We start from the raw sequence: 26,210 nt of genomic DNA, 5'->3' as shown, positions 1-26,210 counted from the left end.
TTGGCCTTCTTCTATTTTACGTATTTAAATAATCGTTTGATGTCTTCAATGACATTTTCATCGATATCGATTTTGGGTGAGTAACCGCTAAGCGGTTTGGTGGCATCGATGCCCATTTTGGCCGTCAGACCATCGTCGCCGGTGGAAGGGTCCAGGGTTTCGCCCATCATATTGGGGAAGATCATGACGCCCTTGTCGGCCTGCAGTCGGGTGGCCATGGCCCACAGCACTTCCTGTTCATTGAAGACATCGACGTCCTCATCCACGACAATGACCATTTTAATATGATGGTCCATGCCTAAAGCGGTTAACATAACCTGTTGCGCCTGACCTTCAGCCGTTTTCTTCATCGACACATAGCAGTGAAAAATACCGCAGGAAGATAAGGGCGAATGAACCGCCTTGATGTTGGGCAGATTCTGTTTTAAGAACTTGGTAATATCCCCTTCCCGCTGGATTGAGACAATGGTAATGTGCTCACTGCTCATGGCGGGTGTCAGATCGTGGAAAATCGGTTTTTCCCGGTAGCGGATGGCATTGACCTGGAAAACATTTTCGGTGCTGCGGAAACAGGCATAATTGGTGTATTCGGCAAAAGGTCCTTCCGGTTCCCGAACACTGCAGAGCACTTCCCCTTCCAGGACAATTTCGGCATAGGTAGGCACATTGAGATCCATGGTGGCACAGGGGGAAACTTCCAGAGGCTCGCCAAATAATCCACCGATGGCACCGTATTTTCCCAGATGATAAGGAATCGAAGCTTGCGAACCCAAGGCAATATTAGGATGAACCCCAATACAGATGGCGGCTTTCATGTTTTCGCCCCGTTCTTCACTCTTTCTGAAAAATTCCCACATCCGCTGACGGGAATGGAAGGAAATTCCCAGCTTGTTTTTTCCTTTTAACTGCAGCCGATGAAAACCCAGCGTTTCACAGCCAGTCTCCGGATCTTTGGCCACGGTCAGACCAGAGGTAATATAGGGGCCAGCATCAATGGGAAAATGAGTGATAATTGGCAGCTTAGTTAAATCAACGTCATCGCCAGTAATCAAATGAGCATTACAGGGTGGGTTCTCGACCACCTTAACATCATCAAAACGATTCTTGATCCGTTCGGCAAACTCAAACGACAGGTCTTCGGTTTTAACGCCCATCGCTTTGGCAAACCGGCCCTTGGTACCGAGAATATTGGTTACCACTGGAATATCGCCGCCTTCCACCTGATCAAACCACATCACCGGATATTTCCGCTGTTTTTCCAGCTCCATCATCAAGGTACTGATTTCATATTCCCGCTTGACGGGCTCTGTTACATGGCAGATTTCACCATCTTTATCCAACTGTTCTAAAAACACACGTAAATCCTGACTCATCTTCGATTTCTCCTTAATTGCGATTGAATAAACTACTTGTAAAACTACAAATTGCTTTGGCACCTGTTTTACAAAAACAGATACCAAAGCAGTTAAAATTTCGTTATTTTATTTTTAGCTTAACCAGAATTATTTTACCATACCTGATTTCAGCAAGGCATCATAAACTTTCTTTTCTGCCAGCGTTGCCAATGGCCAGGTTACAGCGATGGTTATCAGGCTGGATACCGCCGCAACACTTACCGGCAGACCTAGAATCAAAACCAGACCCACTCCCACAATGGCATTTCCTAAAACACAAACACCACCCTGAGCCAGAATGTGATGCGACCATTTGGTCATGTCACATTTTACCGCCACGAAAGATACCCAGATGGACGCAATGCCGTTGGCAAAGATAAAGGTTGGCCAAAGGGGGGTATACATGATTGAAATCAGGGCTTCCACTTCAGCGGCAATCAATCCACCTGGCTGTCTGTAAAGCAGGGTTAAAATGCCGGTAAAAAATGCCCATACGGTTCCATTAATCAGTAACATTCCCATTTTTCCCCAGGGCAGCATGTTATCGATCTGGCCGGTAATCTGGCAGGCGATCACAAAGACGATCCCCATGACGACGGCACCAATTAAAGATTTGGTGTCTGTTTTAAAAATACTTCTTTTTCCAATTGCTTGTTCGTTTTGCATGTTATGCTCCTTTTTTTGCATCAATTATTTTTTATTTACACAGTTTTTCAACTGTTACAAAATCGTTTTAATCAAGACTCCGCCAAACCCGATCATCAGGCAGACAATGGTCATGCCTTCCAAAGGATGGAGATTGATTTTTTTCTGAAAATTTCGGGTTGCGTGGCGGCCATAGCCTCTGAGTTCCACCGATAGCGCCGCATCACTGGAGATTCGCATGGCCCGATACATCAGCGGTAAAATTGAAGCCGGCAGGTTGCGGATTTTCTCAACCACGGTATCATTGGGTACCCCCCGGGCCGATTGACTATTGCAAATGGACTGGTATTCCCCGATCATCACCGGGAAAAACCGGGCGACCATCGGCACCAGCATCGCATAGCGGTAAGGTATCCGCCAGTGTATCAGCATCTGAGCCATATCCATAGGATCGGTATGAACCCCGAACTGATAGGCCGAAAATGAGATGATGCCAATTCTTAAAAAAGCCAGGATGGAGGTGGCAATAAAACCACTGTAAATCTGTAAAATACCCCAGGCATAAAGCAGCTCGCCTTCACGACCAAAGATCAGATTGATGATCAATACTTGGGTGCCAATAATCAGCAGCACAATTGACAGCATTTTAAAAGCTTTCAAGGATTTCTCCGAGAGCAGTTCAGAAATCAGAATCACCCCCAGCAAAATGCCATTGAGAAGTATACTTCGCGACACCAGGGCGGTTAAAACCAGAAACAGGCACCAGGTCAGTTTGAGCCGCGGATCCAGTTCTTTTAGTTTAAACATTTAAAAATCGCCTCCTTCAATCAGTTCCAGTCGAACCAAATCATTCAGATAATTGTCCATTTTGGGGGCTTCAAATTCCAAAGCCAACTGATGGTTGTGCATCACCACAATCCGATTGGCAAAATCTCTGGCCTCTGCCAAATCATGAGTTACCAACAAAATAGTGACCCCCTGACCGCTGAGATGGGCCAGCTTTTCCATCACCACTTGACTCTGGGCAGCGTTTAAGCCGGAGGTCGGTTCATCGGCAATGATCAGCTCGGGGTCATTAATGACCACCGAACCCAGCGCCAGCAATTGCCGTTGTCCCCGGCTTAAGCGCTGGGGATGCATTTCCTCGAGACCCGCCAGTCCGATCAGATCCAGAGTTTCTTGAATCTTTTGTTCACTTTGCTGCGCACTGAGGTTTTTATTTTTTAAAACATAACTGATTTCATCGCGTACCGAGCTGCAAAAAATCTGATCATCGGGGTTCTGAAATAAAAAACCGACCCGGCGACGCAGTTCCCCAACATTTTTTCTGGTCACCGGCGTTCCAAACAGTTCCACCGAGCCTGCGCTTGGCTTGACCAATCCTTCAATGAGCTTGAGCATGGTCGATTTACCCGAACCGTTCTGGCCGATGATCGCTGTGAAATCGCCCTTTTTCAGACTAAAATCCAGGGGCTGGCAGCCGGTTATCCCACCTTTATAGGTATGCGAGGCACCGCTTAACTTAATCACGTCGTACCTTTCATCCACCTGGAACGGCTTCGCCCGACGATTGTTTTTCCGGCAGCCATATTTTTTATGATATTCACTAACCGTCAGAAAATCTTTCACCGTCCCGGCTTCCATGACCAGCACCCGATGGGCATCTTTTAAAACCGCACCGGATTTATCCATAACCACCAGGGTGGTCACCTTTTTCTCCCGGTTCAGCCGCCCAAGGTGCCGATAGAGCTCCGAGCTGGTTTTGGGATCCAGTTCGGCCGTCGGCTGATCGAGTAGCAGAATCGGAGTTTTCATCGCCAGAATGCTCCCCAGCACCACCTTCTGGGCTTGTCCGCCGGAAAGGGCATCGGTTGTCCGATCTGAAAACGCCCGGATTCCGAGAAAATCCATGACCACATTAACCCGATGCTCAATTTCATCCTGACTCAAATTGAGATTCGCCACCCCAAACGCCAGCTCATCGGTAACCCGTCGATTGACCATCTGGTTTTGCGGCTCCTGCATCATATAGCCCAGATAGTCGGCCATTTGGCAGAGCGGTAGCTTTGACACATTCTGATCCGCTACCGTCACCGTCCCATTAATTGCACAGGGATAAAACTTCGGCGCCGCCGAGGTAATTGTGTGAAGCAATAACGATTTCCCCGATGCCGCACCACCGGTAATGGCAATGAATTCGCCCGCATTGATATTCAGTTTAATGTTTTTAAGCGCCGGTTCCGGTTCATCGGGAAAGGTCAGCGCTGTAATATCCAGTTGGATGATCGGTTTCATGGGATCGCCTCGTGATTCTATAAAAAAAACGGTAAGGTCTCAGCTATCCCAGGGTAATCCTAAGGATAGCCGAAACTTTACCGTCGTTTCATACTATATCAATTCATGGCAGGTCTCCTGACTCTGGTTTATCTGTTTTTGCGCCTTCCCGTTGCCAGTGGCATCTGCAAAAACAAAACCATTACAGTGATGGGTTCGTTCAGGATTTTCACCTGATTCCCTATTCTCCTTTGTAAGGCACCATAAATTGTAGTTTTATTAAGTTGAGTCAATCATAGCGAATTTATTGACAATTGTCAACAGATTAACAAAATTTTTCTTTCCAAAAAAAGTTTACCGCTCTATAATGAGGTATCGATTCAACCTTAACGCAACCCAAATCGAGGATAGGAAGACAACCAAATGACAAAACAAAACACCACTCCCTTTTTAACGGCCTACGATCCCCATACCCATGGCGGTCAGTATCTGGAAAACCTGTCGACGGCCAATTGGGCTTCTGAAGCCTTGTTTGCCGCTCTGGAACTTAATCTTTTTGAAACTATTGATTCCTTCGGGGACAGCGGTGCCGATGTCCAGGTCCTTTCTAGTCGACTGGGTGCCGATGTCACTGCATTATCATCCTTTCTGCCGCTGCTGGAAAGTCTGGGGCTGCTTTTTGAATATCAGGGCTGTTACAGCAATGCCACCATTACCCGGCGTTATCTGTCGACATCCAGTCCGGATTATCTGGGGGATGCCATCAAGCTGCGCCAATTGCAATCTAAAAAATGGCAAGATCTCAACGTTTCGCTGCAAAATAAAAACAATGCCGCTACAAAAAAAACGACCCTCCAGATCCAAAATCAAATCGATTACCTCAAAACAAAAGCAATCCACGCATTAACCCGGATGAAGGCACTAGAATGCGTCAAATTTTTTCCGGTATTGTCCGGACAAATTCTACTTGGTGGGCCGGGTGCCCAAACAATGGCTGACTGTTTTCTGGCCAGCTTTCCCGAGCTGGAAATCACCCTCCTTGCGGATGACCCTCCCTTACCGACAGCTGCTGTTGCTAGTCAAGACGGCTACTCACTGATATTACTCACGGGTCTGTTTATCAACCGTAACCCGCAACTGCTTGACGAACAATTATCAGTAAATCTGCCGCTGCTTAAACCCGATGGTATCCTGATGCTTCACGATGCCTTTGATGAGCATGCCACCCTGATGGCCAGATTGTCCGGGGTTAATCGGATGCTTCATTTCGGCGGTCAAGTCTGTTCCGGCCACACCATTATTGCCCACCTGCAGCAAACCGGCCTCCATGTTTCACCTTTAATCCCACTGGAAACCGATACCGCTGTCATCTTTGCCAGCCAATCGCCTGACTTTATCGATGCGCTGTCACTATCGCCCCTACAGCGCTTAAAACATCCGCTCCTTGCCATTGGCTTTGATGATGTCATGGAAATTGCTCCGGACTCGGTGGTCGTAACGGAGTTTGCCAAAAACAAATGTGCCTTTGGCTGCTCATCGGCCAATCTCAAACATTGTCAGGCCAATGAAATCCCATTGGCAGAAACGAAACGGCTGTTGTCCAGCTATTCCTGCGCCTTTTTGATTAAAGGCATTCCGGGCACTGGTGAATTTCAGCGAAAGATGCTCGAAGCAGAACGATTAGCCTTTACCGGTGGCTACCACAAGGCCTTTGCCTTCTGGGCTGGCCCTTGTCACATCTGCCCCAGCTGCGATCTTACGGCTCCCTGTCTTAATACCAAAAATCGCCGTCCCTCCATGGAGGGCTCTGGCATCGATGTTTTCGAAACCGTCCGCAACAATGGCGAAACCCTGAAAACACTGGCTGCCAAAGATGAGTTTGTCAAGTATTACGGTTTGCTGCTGCTTGAGTAAAGGCCATTTAAATCAAAAAAACACGGAATAACCGTGTTTTTTTGATTTAATTATTCGACGACGATAACCCGCCGTTCAATCGGTTCAAAATTCTTTGCAACGGGCATCTCCGTAGGAACCCCAAAAGGCATCTGAGCAATCAGTCGCCAATCCGATGGAATCAGAAAGGCATCTTTCACGTCCTTGTCAATAATTGGATTATAGTGTTGCAGGCTGGCGCCCAGACCGGCGGCTTCCAATTGGGTCCAGATGGCAAACTGCAGCATTCCATTGGCCTGTTCAGCCCAATCCGGAATACTGTCCCGATAGGGCAAAAACTTTTCCATCAGTCCTTTCGTTACTGAGGTATCATCATAAAACAACAATGTCCCGCATCCTGCCGCAAAACCATTGATTCGATTTTCGGTAGAGCGAAACTCATCAGCCAAAATTCGTTTTCTGAGTATGTCCATCACAATCCCCCAGAATTCCAGATGCTTTTCTCCAAATAATACTGCAACCCGCTGACTTTGGCAGTTAAATGCCGACGGTATGTGCTTCGTCGAATGGTCAACAATCTCCAGTATTTCTTCAGCCGTGATGGTACTTTCATTACAAATCTCGTATATTGAGCGTCGTCCTTCGATAGCTTCTTTAAAATCCAGTGGCATAAATACTCCTTCTTGTAAAATATATTAGCCCTTATGATAAGTATTATACTCCTATTTTTGACAATTTCAATTTGTAAATTAAGTAACCTCAAAAAAACAGAGTCATCATGACCCTGTTTTTTCGAGGTTTACATTTATTTGCGACTCACCACTTTTTTTGCAGCAGCTACGATATCGTTCGACGTCAAACCATATTTTTCCATCAGCGGTGCCACCTTGCCGGATTGTCCAAACAGGTCTTTTACACCAACTCGTTCCAGCGGTACCGGCGCCTCATCACCCAAAACTTCTGCAACGGCTCCACCCAAACCACCAATAATGCTGTGTTCTTCGGCGGTAACAATGGCCCCTGTCGTTAAGGCAGCCTGCTTAATGGCATCCACATCAATCGGTTTGATTGAGCCCATATTAATCACCTGGGCTGAAATTCCTTCTTCTTTTAGCTGGTCAGCCGCTTCCAGTGCTGCTGCCACCATTAAACCGGTCGCAATAATGGTCACATCACTGCCGCTTTTCATCATACTGGCTTTACCCAATTCAAAGTGATAGCTTTCATCAAAAAGCACAGGCACGTCACTGCGACCTAAACGAATATATACTGGTCCGTCAATTGTCATGGCCGCATCCAGCATTTTTTCGGTTTCGATGGCATCTGCCGGTGATAACACCGTCATATTGGGCAATACCCGCATCAGGGCAATATCTTCAACAGACTGATGTGAACCGCCATCTTCACCTACGGAGATACCCGCATGGGTTAAGGCAATTTTTACATTCAGTTTTGGATAACAAATACTGTTACGGATAATTTCATAAGCCCGGCCTGCCCCGAAAATAGCAAAAGTACTGGCAAAGGGCACTTTTCCGGCCGTTGCCAGACCAGCAGCCATACCCATCAGGTTTGCTTCGGCAATCCCCACGTTGAAATGTCGTTCCGGGTGTGCCTTTTTAAAAATATTCGTTTTAGTTGCTCCGGAAAGATCCGCATCCAGCACCACCAGATTGGGGTTCTTTTCTCCCAGCTTTACCAGATATTCACCATATGCCTGTCGTGTTGCTTTTTTTTCTGCCATGATTATGCCTCCAATTCTGCCAATGCTTGTTTCACTTCTTCTGCATTCGGCCCTTTTCCATGCCATCCCGCATTATTTTCCATAAATGAAACGCATTTACCCTTAACCGTTTTACAAATAATCACAGTTGGTTTATCTTCTGATTTTTTGGCTGCTTCCACAGCAGTTCGCAGTTCATCAAAGCTATGACCATCTTCCACCGTGATGACATTCCATCCAAAGGCTTCAAACTTTGCATCAATGGGGAATGGTGACATCACCTCACAGATGGCACCGTCAATTTGAAGATTATTATTATCCACAAAGGCAATCAGATTATTCAGCTGATAGTGCGAAGCTGCCATGGCGGCTTCCCAAACAAGACCTTCCTGTAGTTCACCATCGCCCAGTAGCGCATAAATTTTATGGGGTTTGTTGTCCATTTTTCCCGCCAATGCCATTCCGGCAGCCACCGAAATTCCCTGTCCCAATGAACCAGTCGACATATCTACCCCCGGGACCTTGTTCATGTCCGGATGGCCCTGAAGGATGGAGCCCAGTTGTCGCAGATTTTCCAGCTCCGCATTGGGAAAAAAGCCTTTTGCCGCCAAGGTTGCATACAGCACTGGAGCCGCATGTCCTTTTGATAACACAAAACGATCCCGATCTTCTTTCTGGGGATTGTTTTCGTCCACATTCATTTGCTCAAAATAGAGCAGGGTTAAAATTTCTGCTGACGACAATGATCCCCCAGGATGACCTGAAGAAGCCTTGCCAATCATTTTTACAATATCCTTGCGGATTCCCCTAACGGTTTCTTCTAAAAATGCCATTTAATTCTCCTCTTTTAATAAATATCACTATTTGTGTTGATTTGCCGATCTAAAATGTCTCGCCTGACAGCTTGGGGGACACCATCCTTAATGAAGACCCGGGGCACCCGTTTGTTGACCATACAGGTGATTTCATAATTAATGGTCCCCAATGCGTCGGCCAATACATCCGCAGATATATTGTTACCAAAAAGCTCCACTTCGTCATACAGGGAAACCGCTTCCACATCGGTTAAATCGATCATGCATTGATCCATACAGATGCTCCCAACCACCGGCACCAGCTGGCCGGAAACAAAGACCTTGGCCAAACCATTGAGCATCCGGGTGTAGCCATCGGCATAACCAATTGGTAAGGTGCCAATAATTCGATCCTCCTCAGCAACAAAACGATTGCCATAGCTGACGGTTTCGCCAGGATGGAGGGTTTTGAGATGAACAATGGTTGACTTCAGGGTCATCACCGGTTTTAAGCTGATTTTTGACCGATCCACTTCCGCCGACGGATAGAGACCGTAGAGAATAATCCCCGGCCGCACCATGTCAAAATGAACGCCGTCCACATCAAATATCCCGGCGCTGTTGGCCATATGCTTAATGGGAATAACAATATTTTTTTCTGCCAGTTCCGAGATAACCTGTCGGTAGCGTCGAATCTGCTCCTGCGTGTGGGTTTTATCAGCGGCATCGGCGGTGGAAAAATGGGTAAACAACCCCTGAAGTTCGATTCCTTCCAATTGATTCATCGCCTCAATTGCTTGTGAAGCTTCTCGCCAGCCAATCCCAATGCGCCCCATACCCGTATCAATTTTTACATGAATGGGATGCCGAATGCCAATTTCCTGACAATGCTCCGACAAAGCCTGGGCAAAATCCATCTGATAAACTCCGGGAATTACATCCCAGCGGATCAGGTCTGGGATATGTGCTTTTGAGGTATATCCCAACAATAAAATTTGTTCGGTAATTCCCCCCTGTCGGAGGGCGATGGCTTCATCAATGAAAGCGACCGCCAACATATCCACCCCGGCATCACAAAGGGTTTGGGCACATTCCAAACTGCCATGACCGTAAGCATCGGCTTTAACCACGCCCAGAATTTTAACGTCAGGCCCGACAATCCGGCGAATTTCTTCGTAATTACTGGTCAGAGCATCCAGGTCAATTTCTGCCCAGGTCGGGCGGAGTGCCAACTCTTTCATGCCGTCGGAACTTCCTGAACCATTTTTAGCACCATGGCTACCCCATTTTTGATTGATGCTTCGAGATTTGCCTTGTAATCATCAGTCAGATTGGAATCGGCTTTGTCAGACATGGAACGAATGACCAGATAGGGAACCTGATTGAGCATTGCCACCTGTCCTACTGCTGCCCCTTCCATTTCCACACAAAGACCGCCGAATTCTTCCAGTAATTCTTGTTTGAGCTGGTTGGAGTTCACACCTAAATCGGCAGTCATAATTCGACCCACCCGATGCGTCGCACCAAGATCTTGCGCAGCTGCCACCGCCAGCTTGATAAGGGTTGAATCGGCCTTGAAAAAGGTAATATCCATGTTTGGTATTTCACCCCGGGGATGACCAAAGGCCCGGGCATCCATATCATATTGACAACTGTCTTCAGAAATAACGATGTCACCAATTTCCAGCTCGGGATGCACTGCACCAGCTACCCCTACATGGATAATGGCCGTTACTTTAAAAATGTCAATCAATACCTGAGCACACATGGCGGCATTAACTTTTCCGATTCCACTTTTGACAGCCACCACTTCTTTCTGATGAAGTTTTCCTTTAAAAAAAGTCATTCCTCCGTGATGAACCTTGATCCCATCTTCCATCGCCGCTTTGATGTCACGAACCTCACTGTCCATGGCTGCAATAATACCGATCATCTGCTTTTTTCTCCCTTCAAAAGACTCACCGCTGCATTGGCAGCGATTCCCTGTTCACTTCCAGTAAAACCCAGACCTTCTTCGGTTGTCGCTTTTACACTAACACAACCTCTGGATAAATCCAGAGTAATTCTGATATTTTCCACCATCATTTCAATATACGGCGCAAGCTTTGGGGCTTGTGCAATAATCGTTGAATCGATGTTGTTAATTATATATCCATTTTCTGCCACCAATTGTCCCACTTTTTTAAGTAGCAGCAAACTGTCGCAATCTTTGTAGGCGGCATCAGCATCCGGAAAATGTTTGCCGATATCGCCCAATGCCAGGGCGCCTAACAAGGCATCCATAATGGCATGCACCAATACGTCCGCATCCGAATGGCCCTTTAGCCCCAAAGAATGATCTATTTTTACACCGCCTAAAATGAGTGATCGATTTTTTACTAAACGATGGACATCATAACCAATTCCGATCCGTATCATTTTACTCCTTCCAGCTCGTTTCCAAATAAATTTAACCACATTTTTAGCCATTTGTACAGATTTTTTTCGTTTCCACAAATTTACATCTGGTGATCCCAAAATGCGCTGAGAATCCATCCAAACAGCACTTTTATTTTTGCAAATGATAAAATAATATCTTTTTTCGAAAACTTTTGTCTCAATTCAGAGGTTAAATTGTTTTTCCGGCTGTATGCTTCGAGGCCGATCCTGTGAATTTCTCTGAACTTGAATTTTCATTAAAAATTATAACATAAAGCAAACAAAAAAACGCCACCAAATAAATAACTTAAATGGCTTTTAAGCTATTTGATCTGGTGACTATTGTCAAAATATTAATCCTCATGTCCGCTGTTAGTTTTTAACAGATCCCGGACCACTTCTCCGGCAATCAAAAGACCGGCTACCGATGGGACAAAGGCAATGCTGCCGGGCGGGGTTTCTCGGATAATCGGTTCTTCAGTGGAATAAAGCACTTTTAGTGATTTTACCCCCCGTTCCCGCAGTTCTTTTCGCATCACTTTGGCCAGCGGACAAACCGAAGTTTCATAGATGTCAGTAATATTAAAGCGGCTAGCATCGAGCTTATTTCCCGTTCCCATACAACTGATAATCGGCACCTTGTTTTGCTGACTTTTAATGACCAGATCGATTTTTGCCGTCACCATATCCACCGCATCGATGATATAATCATAGTCCTGAAGATGAAATTCCTGATAATTCTCAGGGGTATAGCATTTATGCATCGGATGAACAATCGAAAGCGGATTAATGGCAATCAGTCTTCTGGCCATGACATCCACTTTTTTCTTACCGATGGTTTTAACATTGGCCATAATCTGACGATTCAGATTACTGGGATCGATGATGTCTTTATCCACAATTGTTAAAAAACCAACCCCACTGCGAATTAAAGCTTCGGCCACAAAAGAACCAACACCACCAACCCCGAACAGGATGATTCTTGAATTTTTTAGAATCTCCAAACCGGGTTTTCCAATCAGTTTTTCGGTTCGGTCAAAGATTCCTGATTCTGTTTTCATTTTTACATTCTTTCCGGAGCCGATACTCCCAAAATACCCAGAGCATTTTGAATAACCTGCTTTGTTGCCTCAATCAGCGCAACTCGGGCCTTCATTAAAGCCTTGTCGTCAACCCGAACGTGGCAGGCATTATAAAAACTGTGGAAGGCTGCGGCCAGATCAATCGCATAGCGGGTAATTCGGCTGGGATCCAATTTATCTTCAGCAGTCAAAATTTCATCCGGGAAATTAGCAAGGATTTCCATCAGATTCAATTCTTCTTTTTCAACCAGGCGGCTGTAATCCAGGGGAATCGTCTGATCCAGTTCTTCGGTCATCTGGCGAATAATGCTACAGATTCGGGCATGGGCATACTGCACATAAAACACCGGATTGTCATTGGACTGCTCAATTGCCAAATCCAGATCAAAGTCAAAGTGACTGTCCGGCGAGCGCAGATTGAAGAAAAAGCGGGTGGCATCAACACCCACTTCATCGATGAGATCAGTCAGGGCAATGGCTTTTCCCTGGCGTTTGGACATTCTTGCCACTTCACCATTTCGAAGCAAGCGGACCAGTTGCATGATGACCACGTCAAAATTACCAGCATCAATTCCCACCGCTGTTAATGCGCCTTTGAGTCGGGCCACATGGCCGTGATGATCAGCGCCCCAGACATTGATGCAACGATTAAAGCCGCGGTTAATAAACTTATCCATGTGATAGGCGATATCCGCCATAAAATAGGTGGGCAGTCCATTGGCCCGGATTAACACATCATCCTTATCGGAACCGAATTCAGTGGCTTTAAACCATAAGGCACCTTCCTGTTCGTAGGTAAAACCCCCTTTTCCCAACAGTTCAATGGTCTTCTCAATGGCGCCGCTGTCATAAAGGCTCTGTTCCGAAAACCAGACGTCATAGCGGATTCCATAGGCTTCGAGATCACTTCTCATCTGGCTGAGGTTTTTGTTCAGCGCATAATCAATCAAAATCGGTTTGCGTTCTTCCGGTGTCAGCGATTGGTGGACATCACCATTGGCTGCAATAAAAGCTTTCATATGGTCGGTAATATCTTCTCCCTGATATCCATCTTCAGGAAAGGGAATATCCTCGCCCATCAATTGCCGGTAGCGGGCATCCAAAGAATCACCAAATTTAACAATCTGGTTTCCGGCATCATTAATATAGAATTCCCGGGTGACGGCGTAACCAGTCCAGTCGGCCACTGCCGCTAAGATATCGCCGATGGCTCCGCCTCTGGCATTTCCCATATGCATTGGTCCGGTGGGATTGGCCGAAATAAACTCCAGGTTAAATTTCTTTCCGGTATTTTTTTGACTTCGCCCATAATCGGCTTTCAAGTCTGCCACTTCGGCTAAAACCGCATACTGCCAGTAGGGTTTGAGTTTAAAATTAATAAAGCCCGGTCCAGCTATTTCAATTGACTCAATATAGGAATCTGCCGTTTTCATGTTGGCAACCAAGGTTTCGGCAATAAAACGGGGCGCTTTTTTCGTCTGTTTGGGTAACTGCATGGCGATATTGGTCGAATACTCACCATGTTCTTTTTCTCTGGGAATCTCCAGAAAAAGATCCGGCATCGTTTCAATGGTTAATGCTCCTGATTCAACCGTTTGATTCAGCGCATCGCCAATGATTGTTTTAATCTGTTTGGTGATCTTTTCACGTATGTACATCCTTTGTTTCCTCTCACTTTTCTTTTTATTATCAATAAATCGAGTCTTTCTCTTTTTTCCTGGTCAGGTGAAATTTAAAGGAGAAGCGCAACTGGCGCTTCTCCTGTGATTGACATTGCTGCCATTTTTATTGGGTGATTTTGATGTTTAGAATATTCTGAGAATTGGTAATCCCTTCGATTTCGATGTCATAATCGATGGACACCTTTGTGGGCTCTTTATCCTCATTATAATTGACAAATACATCCTTGGTTAAAATCCCCATGGTCACATCCCCGTAAGGGGTGGAATACCAGGTCAGGTTTCGCTTTCCCCGCTCAAATTCCATAATGGAATTGGTGGTTCCCAGACGAATGACTGATACTTTTTGCGCATCAACACAAACGGTGGTGATTGTTCCTTCCATCCCGGAAACTTCCGATTCGTGATAAGTCACACAGGAGCGATTCGCTTCTTTATATAAATCTCCTTCGGTCAGGAACTCCAGGGTATCCTTTTCTTCTTCGTTTTTGACGGTTCCCGAAATGGATAACCACACTTTTTTTCTTTCTTCAGTCATTGGTCTCCTCCTAGAGGTATAATTTCTCCCACTATTAAACCATTGTTGGGTTTTTTTATCAAGAAAAATTATCCGTTTAAGTTTTTATTAGGATTACGCATCATAAAGAAATCGGACAACCTAGTTGGTCGTGGTGCGTTTCCGCTTCGCTGACGCAATAATCAGATCTACAAGTTCTATATACCCAATTCCGGTGGCTTCCCACATTTTTGGATACATACTGATGTTGGTAAATCCCGGCAGGGTGTTTACTTCATTGATTAAAATACGTTCATCATCAGTGACAAAAAAATCGACCCGAGTCAAGCCGGAACCTTCAATGGCTTCAAAAGCCTTAATGGCATAGGCTCTGACTTTTTCGGTAACTTCCTGCGATAGCTCAGCCGGAATGACCACCTTGGAATCTTCGGTCGCTGAGTATTTGGCTTCATAATCATAGAACTCTTTTGAAGGAATGACCTCTCCGGGAATTGAGGCCCGAATAACGTCTCCGACTTCTAAAACAGCACATTCGATTTCTCTTCCTTTGACAAAGTCTTCCAGAATCAATTTATTGTCATAGATAAATGCTTCATTAATGGCAGCAACCAGCTCGTTTCGGTCATGCGCTTTGCTGATCCCCACGCTGGAGCCCATATTGGCCGGTTTAACAAAAATCGGATAGCCCAGATCCGCTTCGATCTCGGCAATTTTGCTTTCGGTATCTCTTTTCCACTCATTTTCCCGAAAATAGATGTATTTGCCGGTGGGGATTCCCACGCTTTGGAACATAATCTTGGAGAAGACCTTATCCATTCCCACCGCTGAGCTTAACACCCCACACCCCACATAGGGTTTGTTGAGCATTTCAAAAACACCCTGGATGGTGCCATCTTCTCCCATTGGTCCGTGAAGAACAGGAAAAAAAACATCAATTTTAGCGATTTCCGGATGCGAGAAAATTGAAAAATCAGCAATCAGGTTGTCTTGATCCTGCTCCCAGGAACCGTCCTTGATTTTCTTTGTATCACCTGAATATAAATACCATTTCCCCTGCTTTGAGATCCCGATGGTAACAATGTTATACTTACTCCGATCGATAACCCCTAAAACATTGTAAGCAGAGACTCTGGAAACCTCATGCTCGCCCGACTGGCCTCCAAAAACCACGCCGATATTGAGTTTGTTTTTCATATCTTTTCCTCACTTTTCTTTCGAGATCTCGTTATTATGATTGTATCAATGCTAACAACTAGCAGAACGCTTTGCGACCTCTTCGCAAAGACCTGGTTATTTCAGACACTCTAAAAAATCTTCTTCAGAAATAACCCGAATACCATTTTCTTTTAATAGGGCGACGGTGATACCATCCCCACTAACCAGATTCTCACTGAACGTGCCATCATAAATTTTTCCACAGCCACAAGAAGGGCTCTTGCTTTTCATAATGGCAATTTTAGCGCCTGATGTTCGGGCTGTGTCTAAAGTCCGTTGCGCTCCCAGAAGATATTCTTCAGTCACATCTATTTTTTTATTATTATACACTTTCCGCTCCCCATTGACCACGACTATTTCCGCCGGATCCCGGGGGATCGGCATGGTTGCCAACACCTCCGGACAAACTGGAATGGCCTGTCCCTGTAAAAAGAGTTGACGCAATTCATCCACCGGATGGGCTTTGCCCTCATAATTAATCTTCATTCCCAGCAAACAGCTGGATACTAAAATCTTCTTTTTCTTTTCCAACGCTTCTTTTAAACAAGTAAAGTCTTTCTGATTCATTTTTCCCCTCATTCTTCGTTTTTGTGATCCAAACTGTCCTCCCGGTAAATCCAGGCGCCCCGCTTAAATACCATTTTATAAATCATATCTTTTAAGATAATTTCACCAATTTTTATAATCGAACCGGAACCAATCGTTACCTTGTTGGTAACTCTAGCGCCCATTCCTATTTTGGTATGATGACCAATGGTCACATCTTTTCCAATAATCACTCCGGGCTCTAAAACACAGTTATCTTCAACCCTGGTGTTTGCTTCAATGATCACACCGGTACCAATCTGACAATTTTCTCCAATGGAAACCCCGGCGCCAACAATTGCCCCGGCACCAATGGTGGTTTCATTTCCGATCGTAACCGCTTCGGCAATCACCGCACTGGGGTGAACATTTCTTTCGTTCACCTGGTGTTTCATCTGCTTTCTCCTATTTTTTTCTGATTCTCAACCCCTTGGGGTAGTGGTTCTTGATCAACCCTTCGCTGGCTTTACCAAACCCCAGCGGGTAGCCATTGTAGCCAATCAGAATCCACCCTTTGGAAGCCGCGAGGTTTAATGCCTCACCTTTTAAATACTGATAAGCCAACTCTTCATCAGATAGATTGCAGCTATTTTTGGCCTGAGACAAGCCAAGCGCCATGGCCAGCGCATAGCTGGGCTCAAAGCGATTTTTCTTAAAGGTGCCTAGGTGAAGCCCGGGACGCAAAAGTTTTAAATTGGCAATTCGCTCAAGTAAAATCCCTGTCGGGATGGCATAAAGGTGTTCCCCCAAAAGATAAAGACGATCTGCAATTTTTTGATAAAATTCCGGATCGAGATTGTTTTTGGCAAAATCACAATAGTCCTGCAACTCCATACGCGTCGCCTTTTTCAACCGGGATTTGGCATATCCCTGTTTGACTTCAAGGTTTTCCGCCTGGCCTGGCAATTTTTTTAGTTTGGCAATAAAATGCCCCTCACCTTTAACTGTCATGGGCATAATCCGCAGCGTTTTTGCAATGGCCTCCTGCTGCTTTCGAGTCCAGGCAACCCGGCCATGATCAGTAATCCCGGGTAACTCAACCGTTTCCACTTCATACGGATATTTTTCGATAAACGCTTCGATCATTTGTTCATTTTCTTCCGGTGAAAAGGTACAGGTTGAATAAACCAGAACCCCGCCAGGTTTTAGCAGACGATGGGCACTTTCCAGTATCTTTTCTTGCTTTCCCCGACAACGGTCAACCCGTTCCAGACTCCAGTCAGCCAGAGCACCAGGATCTTTACGGAACATCCCCTCGCCAGAGCAGGGGGCATCGACTAATATCTTATCAAAGCTCTCATAAAAAGAGTCCACCAGCCGTTCCGGAAATTCATTGGTCACAAGGGCATTGGTGATCCCCATCCGTTCGATATTGGTAGAAAGAACGCCAGCCCGAGAATTAACCAGCTCATTGGCAACCAGCACCCCCACCCCTTGAAGTCGGGCTCCGATTTGGGTGGATTTCCCTCCCGGTGCCGCACAAAGATCCAGCACCCAATCCCCCGGCTGAGGGTCAAGCACTCCGACCGCCGCCATGGCTGTCGGTTCCTGAACGTAATAAAGCCCGGCGTAATAATAGGGATTTTTGCCCGGCCGCACCGTATGATCAATATAGAATCCATCTTTACACCAGTTCACACCCTGGGTCTTAAATGGTAATTTATCGGCCAGTTCACCAGGCGTAAGCTTCAGGGTATTGGCGCGAATCCCCTTGCTCTCTGGCTGGTCATAGGAATCCAGCAGACTCTGATAGGATGCGCCCATCAGATTTTTCATTTTTTCCTTAAACGCTTCAGGTAATTGCATTGTGATCCCCATTTTTACTACTTTATTTCAGACAATTCCTTTTCTGGCACCGCCCTGATTATTAACAATACTTATTTCATTATACGTAAAGCCCTGATCAATTACAATAAATTTGTCAAAAAACACACAAATAAAAACACCAGCCCAAACGCTGGTGTTTACTTTAAATTATAATTGCATGACATTATTTTTTGGGTTTTGCAAAAATCATTCGACCGGCTGCTGTTTGCAGAATACTGGTAACAATAACTGCCGTGGAGGAGCCAATATATTTTTTGCCATTTTCAACAACGATCATGGTTCCATCATCCAGATAAGCTACCGCCTGACCGTTTTCTTTTCCCCCTTTAACCAGAAGAACCTTCATCTCTTCCCCGGGCAAAACAATCGGTTTGACAGCATTGGCCAGTTCATTAATATTGAGCACGTCCACCCCTTGAACCGTGGCAACCTTGTTCAAATTATAGTCGTTGGTCAAAATCTTGCCTTTGGTTGATTTACCCAGTTTAACCAGTTTTGAATCGACCTCATGGGTGTCTTCAAAATCCTCTTCAGTAATTTGCACTTCGATTTCCAGATCCGTCTGAATTTTATTTAAAATATCCAAACCCCGACGGCCCCGATTTCGTTTGAGTTCATCGGCCGAATCCGAAATCAGTTGGAGTTCATTGAGCACAAATACCGGAATTACCAGAGGTCCCTCAATAAAACCGGTTTTACAGATATCAAAGATCCGTCCATCAATGATCACGCTGGTATCCAACAGTTTGGGAATCGCTGCGCCTTTCTTTTTAGCCGGGCGCTTTTGGCCCAACGTTACATTGGCGTCCTTTTCCCGCTTGGCACTCTGAAATGCCTGGAGAATATCTTCCCGTTTTTTGATCGGTAAGGAAAATCCAATATAACCCAGCACAATATAAATGCTGATGGTTAAGAGTCCGCCAATCCAGGGAATGGGAATCTGCGAAAAAGCAAAACTAATCAGCATGGCAATTACTAAACCGATCACCAAACCACCTATGCCCAGGCCAATGTCAATGAGACGGACATTTTCCATGCTGGCCTCAACAATTTTCGTCAACTTTTTTACGCCTTTTAGCATTAGTGGAAATAGAATGAAAAATATAAGTCCGAATAGAACGATGAAAGCCGCATAAAAAATAATTTCCAATTCAGGGGTAAGATTAATTTGCATGGTTTTCAAGATCCACGAATTGGTTATCAATACGTTGGCCAGGGCTATCCCAACCAGAATTCCAATAATTCCAAATGACACGCGAAGTATCTTTTGTATCACTATCTTCACCTCCTTTCTAAAACATTACCATAAATTATAGCACCTAATTCTTAAGATTAAACTATTAAATACAACAAAAGGCGCGAAATTCACGCCTCACTTTGTACCGAACTATTGATCAAATCCAGGATTTCTTCTTTATCCTTATCTTGAATCAAGACCATTTCGCTGACGATGAAATTCCGGGCATTATTGAGCATTTTCTTTTCCCCGGTTGAAAGGCCTTTTAATCGATCCAGTAAGATAAGATTCTTAACGACCTTGGCGACTTCAAAAATATCACCGGTTTTTAAACGTTCGAGATGTTCCCGATATCGTCGGTTCCAGTTTTTTTCCATCACATCCATTGGTAATTTTAGCGACTCGATCATTTCATCAATTACTGACTGGTTTACGATGGTTCTTACCCCAATATCATCGACTTTATCAACCGGAATTAAAATCTGCAAACCTTCGGACACGATCTGCATGATGTAGTAAGGTTTCGTTTCTTCAAATATTTCTCGTTCTTCGATTGCTTCAATGATACCCGCTCCGTGCATTGGATAAACAATTTTATCCCCAATCTTGTACATTTTAACCACTCCTATCATCGATTCTGGAGTTATTATAACACAAAAAAAGGGAGAAGCCTTTTATTTTATAAAAAACTTATCCCGCTGTCAATATTTTTTTAAATAATCATGGTTAAACTGATCCGTTTTCGTTTCAGATCCACCGCCAGCACCTTTACAGTTACCACATCCCCCAGAGAAACTGCTTCGGACGGGTGTTTAATATAACGATCAGTGATTTGAGAGATATGCACCAGACCATCCTGATGAACACCAATATCGACAAAAGCGCCAAAATCGATGACATTTCTGACTGTACCCGTCAGTTCCATATCCACTTCCAGATCACTCATCGATAAAACATCAGACCGCAAATGGGGCTTGGGTGCATTCTCCCGGGGATCCCGTCCCGGTTTTTTAAGTTCCTTGACAATGTCATATAGGGTTGGAATCCCGATTTCGAGCTGGGCCGCCATTTCCGAATAATTCATGTCATTAAACAAATCCTGTTGTTCCCGGGTACCGAGCTTTTCTTTTTTAATCCCTTTTAATTTCAAGAGTTTTTCGACACTTTTATAAGCCTCCGGGTGAACTCCAGTATTATCGAGGATGTTATCACCGTCATCAATCCGCAAAAATCCGGCGCATTGCTCATAGGCTTTGGCGCCCAGCCCTTTGACCTTCATCAATTCTTTTCTATTCTTGATCGGTCCAACGCTGTTGCGATAATCCAAAATATTATTGGCAATGGTTTTGTTGACCCCGGCTACGTACTTGAGCAGCGCTACCGAAGCCCGGTTGACGTTAACCCCGACATTATTAACAGCATCTTCAACCGTTGCTTCCAATACCCGCTCCAGCTCTTTCTGATTGACGTCGTGCTGATACTGCCCCACCCCGATGTGTTTCGGGTCAATTTTAACCAGCTCCGACAACGGATCCTGAAGTCGTCCACCAATCGAGATGGCCCCCCGGATAGAGACATTGATATCCGGGTACTCTTCGGTGCCAAGTTCCGAAGCCGAATAAACTGAAGCCCCAGCTTCATTGACCACAATGTATTGGACTGGCACTGCGGTTTTTTTGATGGTTTCAGCCACAAACTGCTCTGACTCCCGGGAAGCAGTACCGTTGCCGATGGCAATAATATCGACCTGATGGCGTTCAATCAGCTCGATCAACTCTTTTTCCGCTTTTTCGGCCTGCCCTTTGCCAAAGGTGGGATAGATGGTGGTATAGTCCAGCACCTTTCCGACCGCATCAAGAATGGCAATCTTGCAACCGGTTCGGAAGGCCGGGTCAAAGCCCATTGTGACTTTTTCTTTAAAGGGTGGCTGGAGCAGCAGCTTTTTAAGGTTTAGCGCAAACATCTTGATGGCCCCTTCTTCCGCCCGCTCTTTTAGTGCCGTCCGGATTTCCCGCTCAATGGCCGGCGCAATCAGCCGGGTATAACTGTCATCAATGGCATTTAACAGATAGCTTGAGGGCTGGGCTTTAAGCAATTCCTTCTTCAGGTAAGCAAGAATTTCCTCGCCAGGTGCCAGCAGTTTAACCGACAGGGCTTTTTTCTTTTCGCCCCGGTTAATTGCCAAAATGCGGTGATCCTTAATGGTTTTTATGGCTTCCGTATGATCAAAATACATTTCCAGCTCCGGGTTTTCCGCTTCTTTTCCCTTAACCACGGTGGATTTGATCTGGCCCTTGTCAAAGGTACACTTCCTTATCACGCCCCGGTAAGCAGCTGTATCCGAAATTACTTCGGCGATAATATCCATGGCCAGTTGCAGCGCTTCGTCGGCGGTGTCAATTTCTTTTTCGACATCAATATAACTAAGAGCGGCTTTGGCCAACTCGCTTTCAATCAGTTTTTGCTCAAGTATTTGCAGCGCCAATGGCTCCAGTCCTTTTTCCCGGGCCACCGATGCCCTAGTTTTCTTTTTCTGTTTATAAGGCAGGTAGAGGTCTTCCACTTCCTGAAGGGTTTGGCTTTTTAAAATGGCGCTTTTAAGTTCCAGGGTCAGCTTGCCCTGTTCCAAAATGCTACCGGTAACCTCTTCTTTTCGTTTTTCCAATTTTCTTAAATATGTTAACCGCACATCCAGATCCCGCAATAGTGCATCACTTAAATTTCCGGTGACCTCTTTTCGATAACGGGCGATAAAGGGAATGGTATTCCCCCCATCGATTAAATTGATGGTATCTTCCACCTGCTGGGGGCGTATTGAAAATTCTTTTGCCAGTTGGTTAATAATATGTTCCACAAAATACTCCATTTCTAAATTTCTTAATTCCAGGTTTTTATTAGTTGGTGTGAATATCAAAGAATAGTTTAACATTTTTTTGGTATAATCACAAATCTTCCATAAAATAACCGAATGACTGTTTAAACTGCCTATCGGCGCATTGTAATGAAAACAGGTTCATGATAAAATATTCTGTACTAAACGAAAAGGAGCATCACCTTTATGGCTATAAAATTTATTGTGGATTCCATGTGTGATACCAACAGCGACATTCTGAATCGCTATGATTTTGATATATTACCCTTTCCCGTAACCCTGGATGATAAAACGTATTTCGATGGCATAAACATTACCCCGGAAATGGTCGTGGATTTTGTCAACAATAATAGTAAACTCTTTCCAAAAACCGCTCAAATTCAACCGCTGGATATTACCAACACAATTGAAAAACACCTTAAGAACGGTGATGATGTCATCTATCTGGTACTCTCCTCAAAGCTTTCTGGCACCTACCAGACCGCCCGGCTGCTGGCTAAAGATTTACAGGAAAAATATCCAGAGCGCAAAGTCGCCATTGTCGATTCTCTTTCGGCCACCACTGGTTCGGCATTGATTCTTTATCAGGGCTTGAAGCTGAACAAACTCAACCGCCCCTATGACGAAATTGTTGAAACGATGACCTTTCTGGCCCACCACGCTCAGATCTTTTTTATGGTCGGCGATATCAAATGGCTGGCTCAGGGCGGTCGAATCAGCCGAAATGCAGCGATGCTTGGCGATATGCTTAAAATCGTCCCAATCCTATACTTTAAAGACGGCGAGATTCTGGTCTATGAAAAAATCCGCGGCCAGAAAAAAGCCTTAAAGACCCTGTTTGCCATTGTTGAAGAAAAAATGACAAATAAGAATCAGATCCTCGGGATGATCCAGAGTACGGCGACCGATCTCCAGGATAAGGCCCGTAAATATTTTGAAAAAGAATTGGGGATTAAAAACTTTTTGCTGCCTGAAAAAGCCGGTTCCACCCTGACCGTTCATATTGGCACCAATTGTCTGGGGATTATGTTTTTTGATGAATTGCCGGATAATTATGTCAATGTGACTCCATAAAACATTGCACCAAATAAGCGCCATGCCGGATACAACCGTATCGGCATGGCGCTTATTTGGTTTTAAAAAATTTATTGACCGCCTAACCTCTTGGCGGTAAGCTTGACGCCACCATCTGAACCAGTCGGCTCAGCGGCATGGTTTGCAGCCAGACTTTTCCCGGCCCTTTTAACGTTGCCAGAAACAATCCTTCGCCGCTTAAAAAGACATTTTTCATCCCTTTGACCGCCTGAATGTCAAAGCTCACTGATTCTTCAAACATACCAATATGTCCCTGATCAATTTTCATCACTTCTCCTGGTGCCAGATCATATTCAACCACTGCGCCATCCATTTCGATAAAGGCCGTTCCCGGTCCTGAAAGTTTTTGCAGAATAAAACCTTCACCACCAAAAAGGCCCACCCCAAGATTCTTTTTAAAATACATATCCACATCGAGAGTTGATTCGCCGGCCAGAAAACTGTGTTTCTGACAGATGATCGACTGTCCCGGCTGAAGCGACAGCGCTTTGATCTCGCCCGGGTAACTGGATGTGAAAGAAATTTTACTGTTCCCCTGCTCAGCGGTATAAGTGGTCATAAACAAAGAGTCTCCGGCCAATGTCCGTCTGAGACCTTTCATCAGGCCCCCCTTGGTATTGGTATCCATCCGAATATGCTCTGACATCCAGGACATTCCCCCAGATTCCGTAAACATCGATTCCCCATGATCCAGCGTAACCGTAACGACCGGGAGATTGCCTCCCTTAATTTCATAATTCATTTTTTCCTCCTCGTTTTGTGACTATAAAAAAATCGCCAATTAGTGGATATTTACCCCAAAATTGACGATTTATTTTGTTATATCTGACTATTTTAGATTATTTTTTTAATTTAATCAGGTTGATCAACCCACCGGCCAACAGCATTTCTTTTTGGCGCTCTGAAACTTCCAGCAGCATTACATAGGTTAACCCTTTGGTTTTATTAATCAGGTTGGCCCGTCCTGATTTAACTGCCTCCAGAGCATTTTCAATGACCAGTTCGTCATTTAGTTCAATGGTATCATAATCGGCTTCGTTTTCAAATACCAGTGGCAGAATGCCGTTATTGATGAGATTGTTTTTATGAATCCGGGCAAAGGATTTAACTGCCACCCCTTTAATCCCCAAATAAACCGGTGCTAAAGCCGCATGCTCCCGGCTGGAACCCTGCCCATAGTTGGAGCCGCCAACTATAAAACCGCCGCCATTATCCAGGGCTCGCTGTGGGAATTCGGCATCACAAGGGGCCAGACAATAGTTTGACAGATAGGGAATGTTGGAGCGATAGGGCAGTAATTTGGCATTGGAAGGCATGATATGATCCGTGGTGATATTATCTTCGACCACAATTAGGGCTTTTCCAGCAACCGTATTTTTAAGCGGCTGGGTGGCTGGGAAGGGTTTGATGTTTGGCCCTTTGATGACTTCCACATCAACACCTTCCGGTGCCGGTGCCATCACCATAGTATCGTTCAGTAAAAAGTGATCCGGCATCGCAATTTCCGGCAAATCAATTTTTCCCAAAGGATTGGTCAGCACCCCTTCCAGGGCGGATATCGCTGCTGCTTCAGGGCTTAACAGGTAGACATCGGCAGAAGGCGTACCCGAGCGACCAAAGAAGTTCCGGTTGAAGGTTCGCAGCGACACAGCATTCGTCGATGGTGCCTGGCCCATCCCAATACAGGGTCCGCAGCCGCATTCCAGCACCCGGGCGCCAGCATTTAGCAGATCGGCCAAAGCGCCGTTTTCGGCCAACATGGTCAATACTTGTTTTGAGCCTGGCGCAATCACCAGCGAAACATTCTCAGCCACGGTTTTGCCTTTAACAATGGCAGCCACCTTCATCAAATCCAACCAGGATGAGTTGGTACAGCTGCCAATCGCCACCTGATTAACCGCCAAACCTTCAATTTCCGAAATTTTAACCACCTTGTCGGGACTGTGCGGACAGGCAGTCAGTGGTTCTAAGGCATCCATATCAACCGTGACGACTTCATCATAGATGGCATCGGCATCAGCGGATAGTTCAATATAATCCCCGCCACGGCCCTGAGCTTCTAAAAATACCCGGGTCATTTCATCGGATGGAAATACCGAGGTGGTTGCCCCCAATTCGGCGCCCATGTTGGTAATTGTGGCCCGTTCCGGTACGGTCAGGGTCTTTACCCCGTCTCCTGTGTATTCAAACACCTTATTGACCCCGCCTTTAACGGTACATTGACGTAACACTTCCAGGATCACATCCTTGGAGGATACACCGGTGCGCAGCTTGCCGATTAATTCCACCTTAACCACTTTGGGCATGGTGATATAATAAGGGTCGCCAGCCATGGCCACAGCCACATCCAGACCACCAGCCCCAATGGCCAGCATCCCGATGCCGCCACCGGTGGGCGTATGACTATCCGATCCTAACAGCGTATCGCCCGGTACTCCAAAGCGTTCAATCTGAACCTGGTGGCAAATGCCGTTGCCCGGTTTTGAATAATAAACGCCATGTTTTTTGGCCACGCTCTGAATATAGCGGTGATCATCCATGTTTTCCGGGCCTTCCTGGAGCATGTTGTGATCAATATAGGCCAAGGATTTTTTGGTTTTAACCCGGGGCACCTCCATGGCTTCAAACTGCAAATAGGCCATTGTTCCGGTGGAATCCTGAGTCAGGGTCTGATCAATCCGAATTCCAATTTCTTCACCTTTGATCATTTCTCCCACTACAAGGTGCGCCGCAATAATTTTCTCTGTTAACGTTTTTCCCATTTAATTTACTATTTCCTTTCCATACTGCTATTTTCTGAATTTTTCGGTGTGATGTGCTTGTTCTATACTATCGATTTTTATTATACCATCTTTTTTTCCAACTTTCCATTTTTTACTTTAGCGGTTTGACTTCAATTTAAATCGAAACTATGTTATACTGTGGTTCAATCAATTCAAGTTTATAAGTGGATTTGGAGG

General features: G+C 45.3%; 24 protein-coding genes and 1 riboswitch. Of the genes, 2 read left to right on the top strand and 22 right to left on the bottom strand.

Features of this window, described 5'->3' with window-relative positions; all coding sequences use genetic code 11:
• Positions 1-11: 11 nt before the first annotated feature.
• The 4 genes from CHL1_RS01730 to CHL1_RS01715 all read right to left on the bottom strand — a co-directional run bounded on the left by CHL1_RS01730 (position 12) and on the right by CHL1_RS01715 (position 4,334).
• Positions 12-1,373 (bottom strand): UbiD family decarboxylase, encoded by a 1,362-nt coding sequence (locus CHL1_RS01730; RefSeq protein WP_070369647.1) that lies wholly within the window; start codon positions 1,371-1,373, stop codon positions 12-14.
• A gap of 129 nt (positions 1,374-1,502) precedes the next feature.
• A complete protein-coding gene (locus CHL1_RS01725) occupies positions 1,503-2,060 on the bottom strand; it encodes a hypothetical protein (RefSeq protein WP_070369648.1) in 558 nt (185 codons plus the stop codon).
• 54 nt (positions 2,061-2,114) lie between these two features.
• Positions 2,115-2,846 (bottom strand): energy-coupling factor transporter transmembrane component T family protein, encoded by a 732-nt coding sequence (locus CHL1_RS01720; RefSeq protein WP_228879044.1) that lies wholly within the window; start codon positions 2,844-2,846, stop codon positions 2,115-2,117.
• Positions 2,847-4,334: an ABC transporter ATP-binding protein gene (locus tag CHL1_RS01715; protein WP_070369650.1), complete on the bottom strand. Its 1,488-nt coding sequence runs from the start codon at positions 4,332-4,334 to the stop codon at positions 2,847-2,849.
• 90 nt (positions 4,335-4,424) lie between these two features.
• Positions 4,425-4,594: riboswitch (cobalamin riboswitch) on the bottom strand.
• A 142-nt stretch (positions 4,595-4,736) separates the two neighbouring features.
• Between CHL1_RS01715 and CHL1_RS01710 the strand changes: the two genes are divergently transcribed.
• Positions 4,737-6,227 (top strand): DUF2284 domain-containing protein, encoded by a 1,491-nt coding sequence (locus tag CHL1_RS01710; RefSeq protein WP_070369651.1) that lies wholly within the window; start codon positions 4,737-4,739, stop codon positions 6,225-6,227.
• Positions 6,228-6,277: 50 nt separating this feature from the next.
• Here the strand turns inward: CHL1_RS01710 and CHL1_RS01705 are convergent, their stop codons facing one another.
• The 16 genes from CHL1_RS01705 to CHL1_RS01630 all read right to left on the bottom strand — a co-directional run bounded on the left by CHL1_RS01705 (position 6,278) and on the right by CHL1_RS01630 (position 22,137).
• Positions 6,278-6,877 (bottom strand): nitroreductase family protein, encoded by a 600-nt coding sequence (locus CHL1_RS01705; RefSeq protein ID WP_250934456.1) that lies wholly within the window; start codon positions 6,875-6,877, stop codon positions 6,278-6,280.
• A gap of 134 nt (positions 6,878-7,011) precedes the next feature.
• Positions 7,012-7,950 (bottom strand): transketolase family protein, encoded by a 939-nt coding sequence (locus CHL1_RS01700; protein ID WP_250934455.1) that lies wholly within the window; start codon positions 7,948-7,950, stop codon positions 7,012-7,014.
• Between the two features lie 2 nt (positions 7,951-7,952).
• Positions 7,953-8,762, bottom strand: a complete 810-nt coding sequence (locus tag CHL1_RS01695; protein WP_250934454.1) for a transketolase — start codon at positions 8,760-8,762, stop codon at positions 7,953-7,955.
• A gap of 14 nt (positions 8,763-8,776) precedes the next feature.
• Entirely contained in the window at positions 8,777-9,964 is a 1,188-nt protein-coding gene (alr, locus tag CHL1_RS01690; protein WP_250934453.1) for an alanine racemase, read from the bottom strand.
• Positions 9,961-10,656 (bottom strand): 5'-methylthioadenosine/adenosylhomocysteine nucleosidase, encoded by a 696-nt coding sequence (locus CHL1_RS01685; protein WP_148638042.1) that lies wholly within the window; start codon positions 10,654-10,656, stop codon positions 9,961-9,963. The genes alr and CHL1_RS01685 overlap by 4 nt, the downstream gene beginning before the upstream one ends.
• Complete coding sequence (ispF, locus tag CHL1_RS01680) at positions 10,653-11,138, bottom strand: 2-C-methyl-D-erythritol 2,4-cyclodiphosphate synthase (RefSeq protein ID WP_070369698.1); 486 nt, start codon at positions 11,136-11,138, stop codon at positions 10,653-10,655. The genes CHL1_RS01685 and ispF overlap by 4 nt, the downstream gene beginning before the upstream one ends.
• Before the next feature lie 356 nt (positions 11,139-11,494).
• On the bottom strand, positions 11,495-12,202 hold the full coding sequence (locus CHL1_RS01675) for a tRNA threonylcarbamoyladenosine dehydratase (RefSeq protein ID WP_070369657.1): 708 nt from the start codon (positions 12,200-12,202) through the stop codon (positions 11,495-11,497).
• A 2-nt stretch (positions 12,203-12,204) separates the two neighbouring features.
• The gene (gene argS, locus CHL1_RS01670; protein WP_250934452.1) at positions 12,205-13,881 is read right to left on the bottom strand and encodes an arginine--tRNA ligase; all 1,677 of its coding nucleotides are present in this window, start codon (positions 13,879-13,881) and stop codon (positions 12,205-12,207) included.
• Between the two features lie 127 nt (positions 13,882-14,008).
• Positions 14,009-14,440, bottom strand: coding sequence for a YwiB family protein (locus CHL1_RS01665; protein WP_250934451.1), 432 nt, complete (start codon positions 14,438-14,440; stop codon positions 14,009-14,011).
• 120 nt (positions 14,441-14,560) lie between these two features.
• Positions 14,561-15,613, bottom strand: coding sequence for a D-alanine--D-alanine ligase family protein (locus tag CHL1_RS01660; protein WP_250934450.1), 1,053 nt, complete (start codon positions 15,611-15,613; stop codon positions 14,561-14,563).
• Between the two features lie 96 nt (positions 15,614-15,709).
• The gene (locus tag CHL1_RS01655; RefSeq protein WP_250934449.1) at positions 15,710-16,201 is read right to left on the bottom strand and encodes a 2-thiouracil desulfurase family protein; all 492 of its coding nucleotides are present in this window, start codon (positions 16,199-16,201) and stop codon (positions 15,710-15,712) included.
• An 8-nt stretch (positions 16,202-16,209) separates the two neighbouring features.
• On the bottom strand, positions 16,210-16,614 hold the full coding sequence (locus CHL1_RS01650) for a DapH/DapD/GlmU-related protein (RefSeq protein WP_070369662.1): 405 nt from the start codon (positions 16,612-16,614) through the stop codon (positions 16,210-16,212).
• Between the two features lie 10 nt (positions 16,615-16,624).
• Positions 16,625-18,025 (bottom strand): RsmF rRNA methyltransferase first C-terminal domain-containing protein, encoded by a 1,401-nt coding sequence (locus CHL1_RS01645; protein ID WP_250934448.1) that lies wholly within the window; start codon positions 18,023-18,025, stop codon positions 16,625-16,627.
• Between the two features lie 184 nt (positions 18,026-18,209).
• Entirely contained in the window at positions 18,210-19,322 is a 1,113-nt protein-coding gene (locus CHL1_RS01640) for a PIN/TRAM domain-containing protein (protein WP_070369664.1), read from the bottom strand.
• An 89-nt stretch (positions 19,323-19,411) separates the two neighbouring features.
• Positions 19,412-19,897 carry a CarD family transcriptional regulator gene (locus CHL1_RS01635; protein WP_070369665.1) on the bottom strand — a complete coding sequence of 162 codons (486 nt, stop codon included), beginning with the start codon at positions 19,895-19,897 and terminating at the stop codon, positions 19,412-19,414.
• A 98-nt stretch (positions 19,898-19,995) separates the two neighbouring features.
• The gene (locus tag CHL1_RS01630; RefSeq protein WP_250934447.1) at positions 19,996-22,137 is read right to left on the bottom strand and encodes a Tex family protein; all 2,142 of its coding nucleotides are present in this window, start codon (positions 22,135-22,137) and stop codon (positions 19,996-19,998) included.
• 204 nt (positions 22,138-22,341) lie between these two features.
• Between CHL1_RS01630 and CHL1_RS01625 the strand changes: the two genes are divergently transcribed.
• Positions 22,342-23,229, top strand: a complete 888-nt coding sequence (locus CHL1_RS01625; RefSeq protein WP_070369667.1) for a DegV family protein — start codon at positions 22,342-22,344, stop codon at positions 23,227-23,229.
• Between the two features lie 82 nt (positions 23,230-23,311).
• Here CHL1_RS01625 and CHL1_RS01620 read toward each other — a convergent pair whose 3' ends face one another.
• Both CHL1_RS01620 and CHL1_RS01615 read right to left on the bottom strand, forming a co-directional pair.
• Entirely contained in the window at positions 23,312-23,992 is a 681-nt protein-coding gene (locus CHL1_RS01620; protein WP_070369668.1) for a TIGR00266 family protein, read from the bottom strand.
• 97 nt (positions 23,993-24,089) lie between these two features.
• Complete coding sequence (locus tag CHL1_RS01615; RefSeq protein ID WP_070369669.1) at positions 24,090-26,012, bottom strand: aconitate hydratase; 1,923 nt, start codon at positions 26,010-26,012, stop codon at positions 24,090-24,092.
• Between the last annotated feature and the right edge of the window lie 198 nt (positions 26,013-26,210).

Source organism: Acetobacterium wieringae (genome assembly GCF_023700225.1).
Classification (GTDB): Bacteria; Bacillota; Clostridia; order Eubacteriales; family Eubacteriaceae; genus Acetobacterium; species Acetobacterium wieringae.
Note: the sequence above shows the minus strand (reverse complement) of the source record. Positions and strands in the feature narration are given on the sequence as shown.

Excerpts from the sequence above, each read along its gene's own strand:
- CHL1_RS01705 (WP_250934456.1), bottom strand. The coding sequence starts at position 6,877 with ATGCCACTGGATTTTAAAGAAGCTATCGAAGGACGACGCTCAATATAC.
- CHL1_RS01720 (WP_228879044.1), bottom strand. The coding sequence starts at position 2,846 with ATGTTTAAACTAAAAGAACTGGATCCGCGGCTCAAACTGACCTGGTGC.
- CHL1_RS01615 (WP_070369669.1), bottom strand. The coding sequence starts at position 26,012 with ATGGGAAAAACGTTAACAGAGAAAATTATTGCGGCGCACCTTGTAGTG.
- alr (WP_250934453.1), bottom strand. The coding sequence starts at position 9,964 with ATGAAAGAGTTGGCACTCCGCCCGACCTGGGCAGAAATTGACCTGGAT.
- CHL1_RS01665 (WP_250934451.1), bottom strand. The coding sequence starts at position 14,440 with ATGACTGAAGAAAGAAAAAAAGTGTGGTTATCCATTTCGGGAACCGTC.
- CHL1_RS01620 (WP_070369668.1), bottom strand. The coding sequence starts at position 23,992 with ATGAATTATGAAATTAAGGGAGGCAATCTCCCGGTCGTTACGGTTACG.
- CHL1_RS01675 (WP_070369657.1), bottom strand. The coding sequence starts at position 12,202 with ATGAAAACAGAATCAGGAATCTTTGACCGAACCGAAAAACTGATTGGA.
- CHL1_RS01695 (WP_250934454.1), bottom strand. The coding sequence starts at position 8,762 with ATGGCATTTTTAGAAGAAACCGTTAGGGGAATCCGCAAGGATATTGTA.
- CHL1_RS01700 (WP_250934455.1), bottom strand. The coding sequence starts at position 7,950 with ATGGCAGAAAAAAAAGCAACACGACAGGCATATGGTGAATATCTGGTA.
- CHL1_RS01685 (WP_148638042.1), bottom strand. The coding sequence starts at position 10,656 with ATGATCGGTATTATTGCAGCCATGGACAGTGAGGTTCGTGACATCAAA.
- CHL1_RS01730 (WP_070369647.1), bottom strand. The coding sequence starts at position 1,373 with ATGAGTCAGGATTTACGTGTGTTTTTAGAACAGTTGGATAAAGATGGT.
- CHL1_RS01625 (WP_070369667.1), top strand. The coding sequence starts at position 22,342 with ATGGCTATAAAATTTATTGTGGATTCCATGTGTGATACCAACAGCGAC.
- CHL1_RS01660 (WP_250934450.1), bottom strand. The coding sequence starts at position 15,613 with ATGAAAAACAAACTCAATATCGGCGTGGTTTTTGGAGGCCAGTCGGGC.
- CHL1_RS01710 (WP_070369651.1), top strand. The coding sequence starts at position 4,737 with ATGACAAAACAAAACACCACTCCCTTTTTAACGGCCTACGATCCCCAT.
- CHL1_RS01725 (WP_070369648.1), bottom strand. The coding sequence starts at position 2,060 with ATGCAAAACGAACAAGCAATTGGAAAAAGAAGTATTTTTAAAACAGAC.
- CHL1_RS01715 (WP_070369650.1), bottom strand. The coding sequence starts at position 4,334 with ATGAAACCGATCATCCAACTGGATATTACAGCGCTGACCTTTCCCGAT.
- CHL1_RS01655 (WP_250934449.1), bottom strand. The coding sequence starts at position 16,201 with ATGAATCAGAAAGACTTTACTTGTTTAAAAGAAGCGTTGGAAAAGAAA.
- CHL1_RS01635 (WP_070369665.1), bottom strand. The coding sequence starts at position 19,897 with ATGTACAAGATTGGGGATAAAATTGTTTATCCAATGCACGGAGCGGGT.
- CHL1_RS01645 (WP_250934448.1), bottom strand. The coding sequence starts at position 18,025 with ATGCAATTACCTGAAGCGTTTAAGGAAAAAATGAAAAATCTGATGGGC.
- CHL1_RS01650 (WP_070369662.1), bottom strand. The coding sequence starts at position 16,614 with ATGAAACACCAGGTGAACGAAAGAAATGTTCACCCCAGTGCGGTGATT.
- argS (WP_250934452.1), bottom strand. The coding sequence starts at position 13,881 with ATGTACATACGTGAAAAGATCACCAAACAGATTAAAACAATCATTGGC.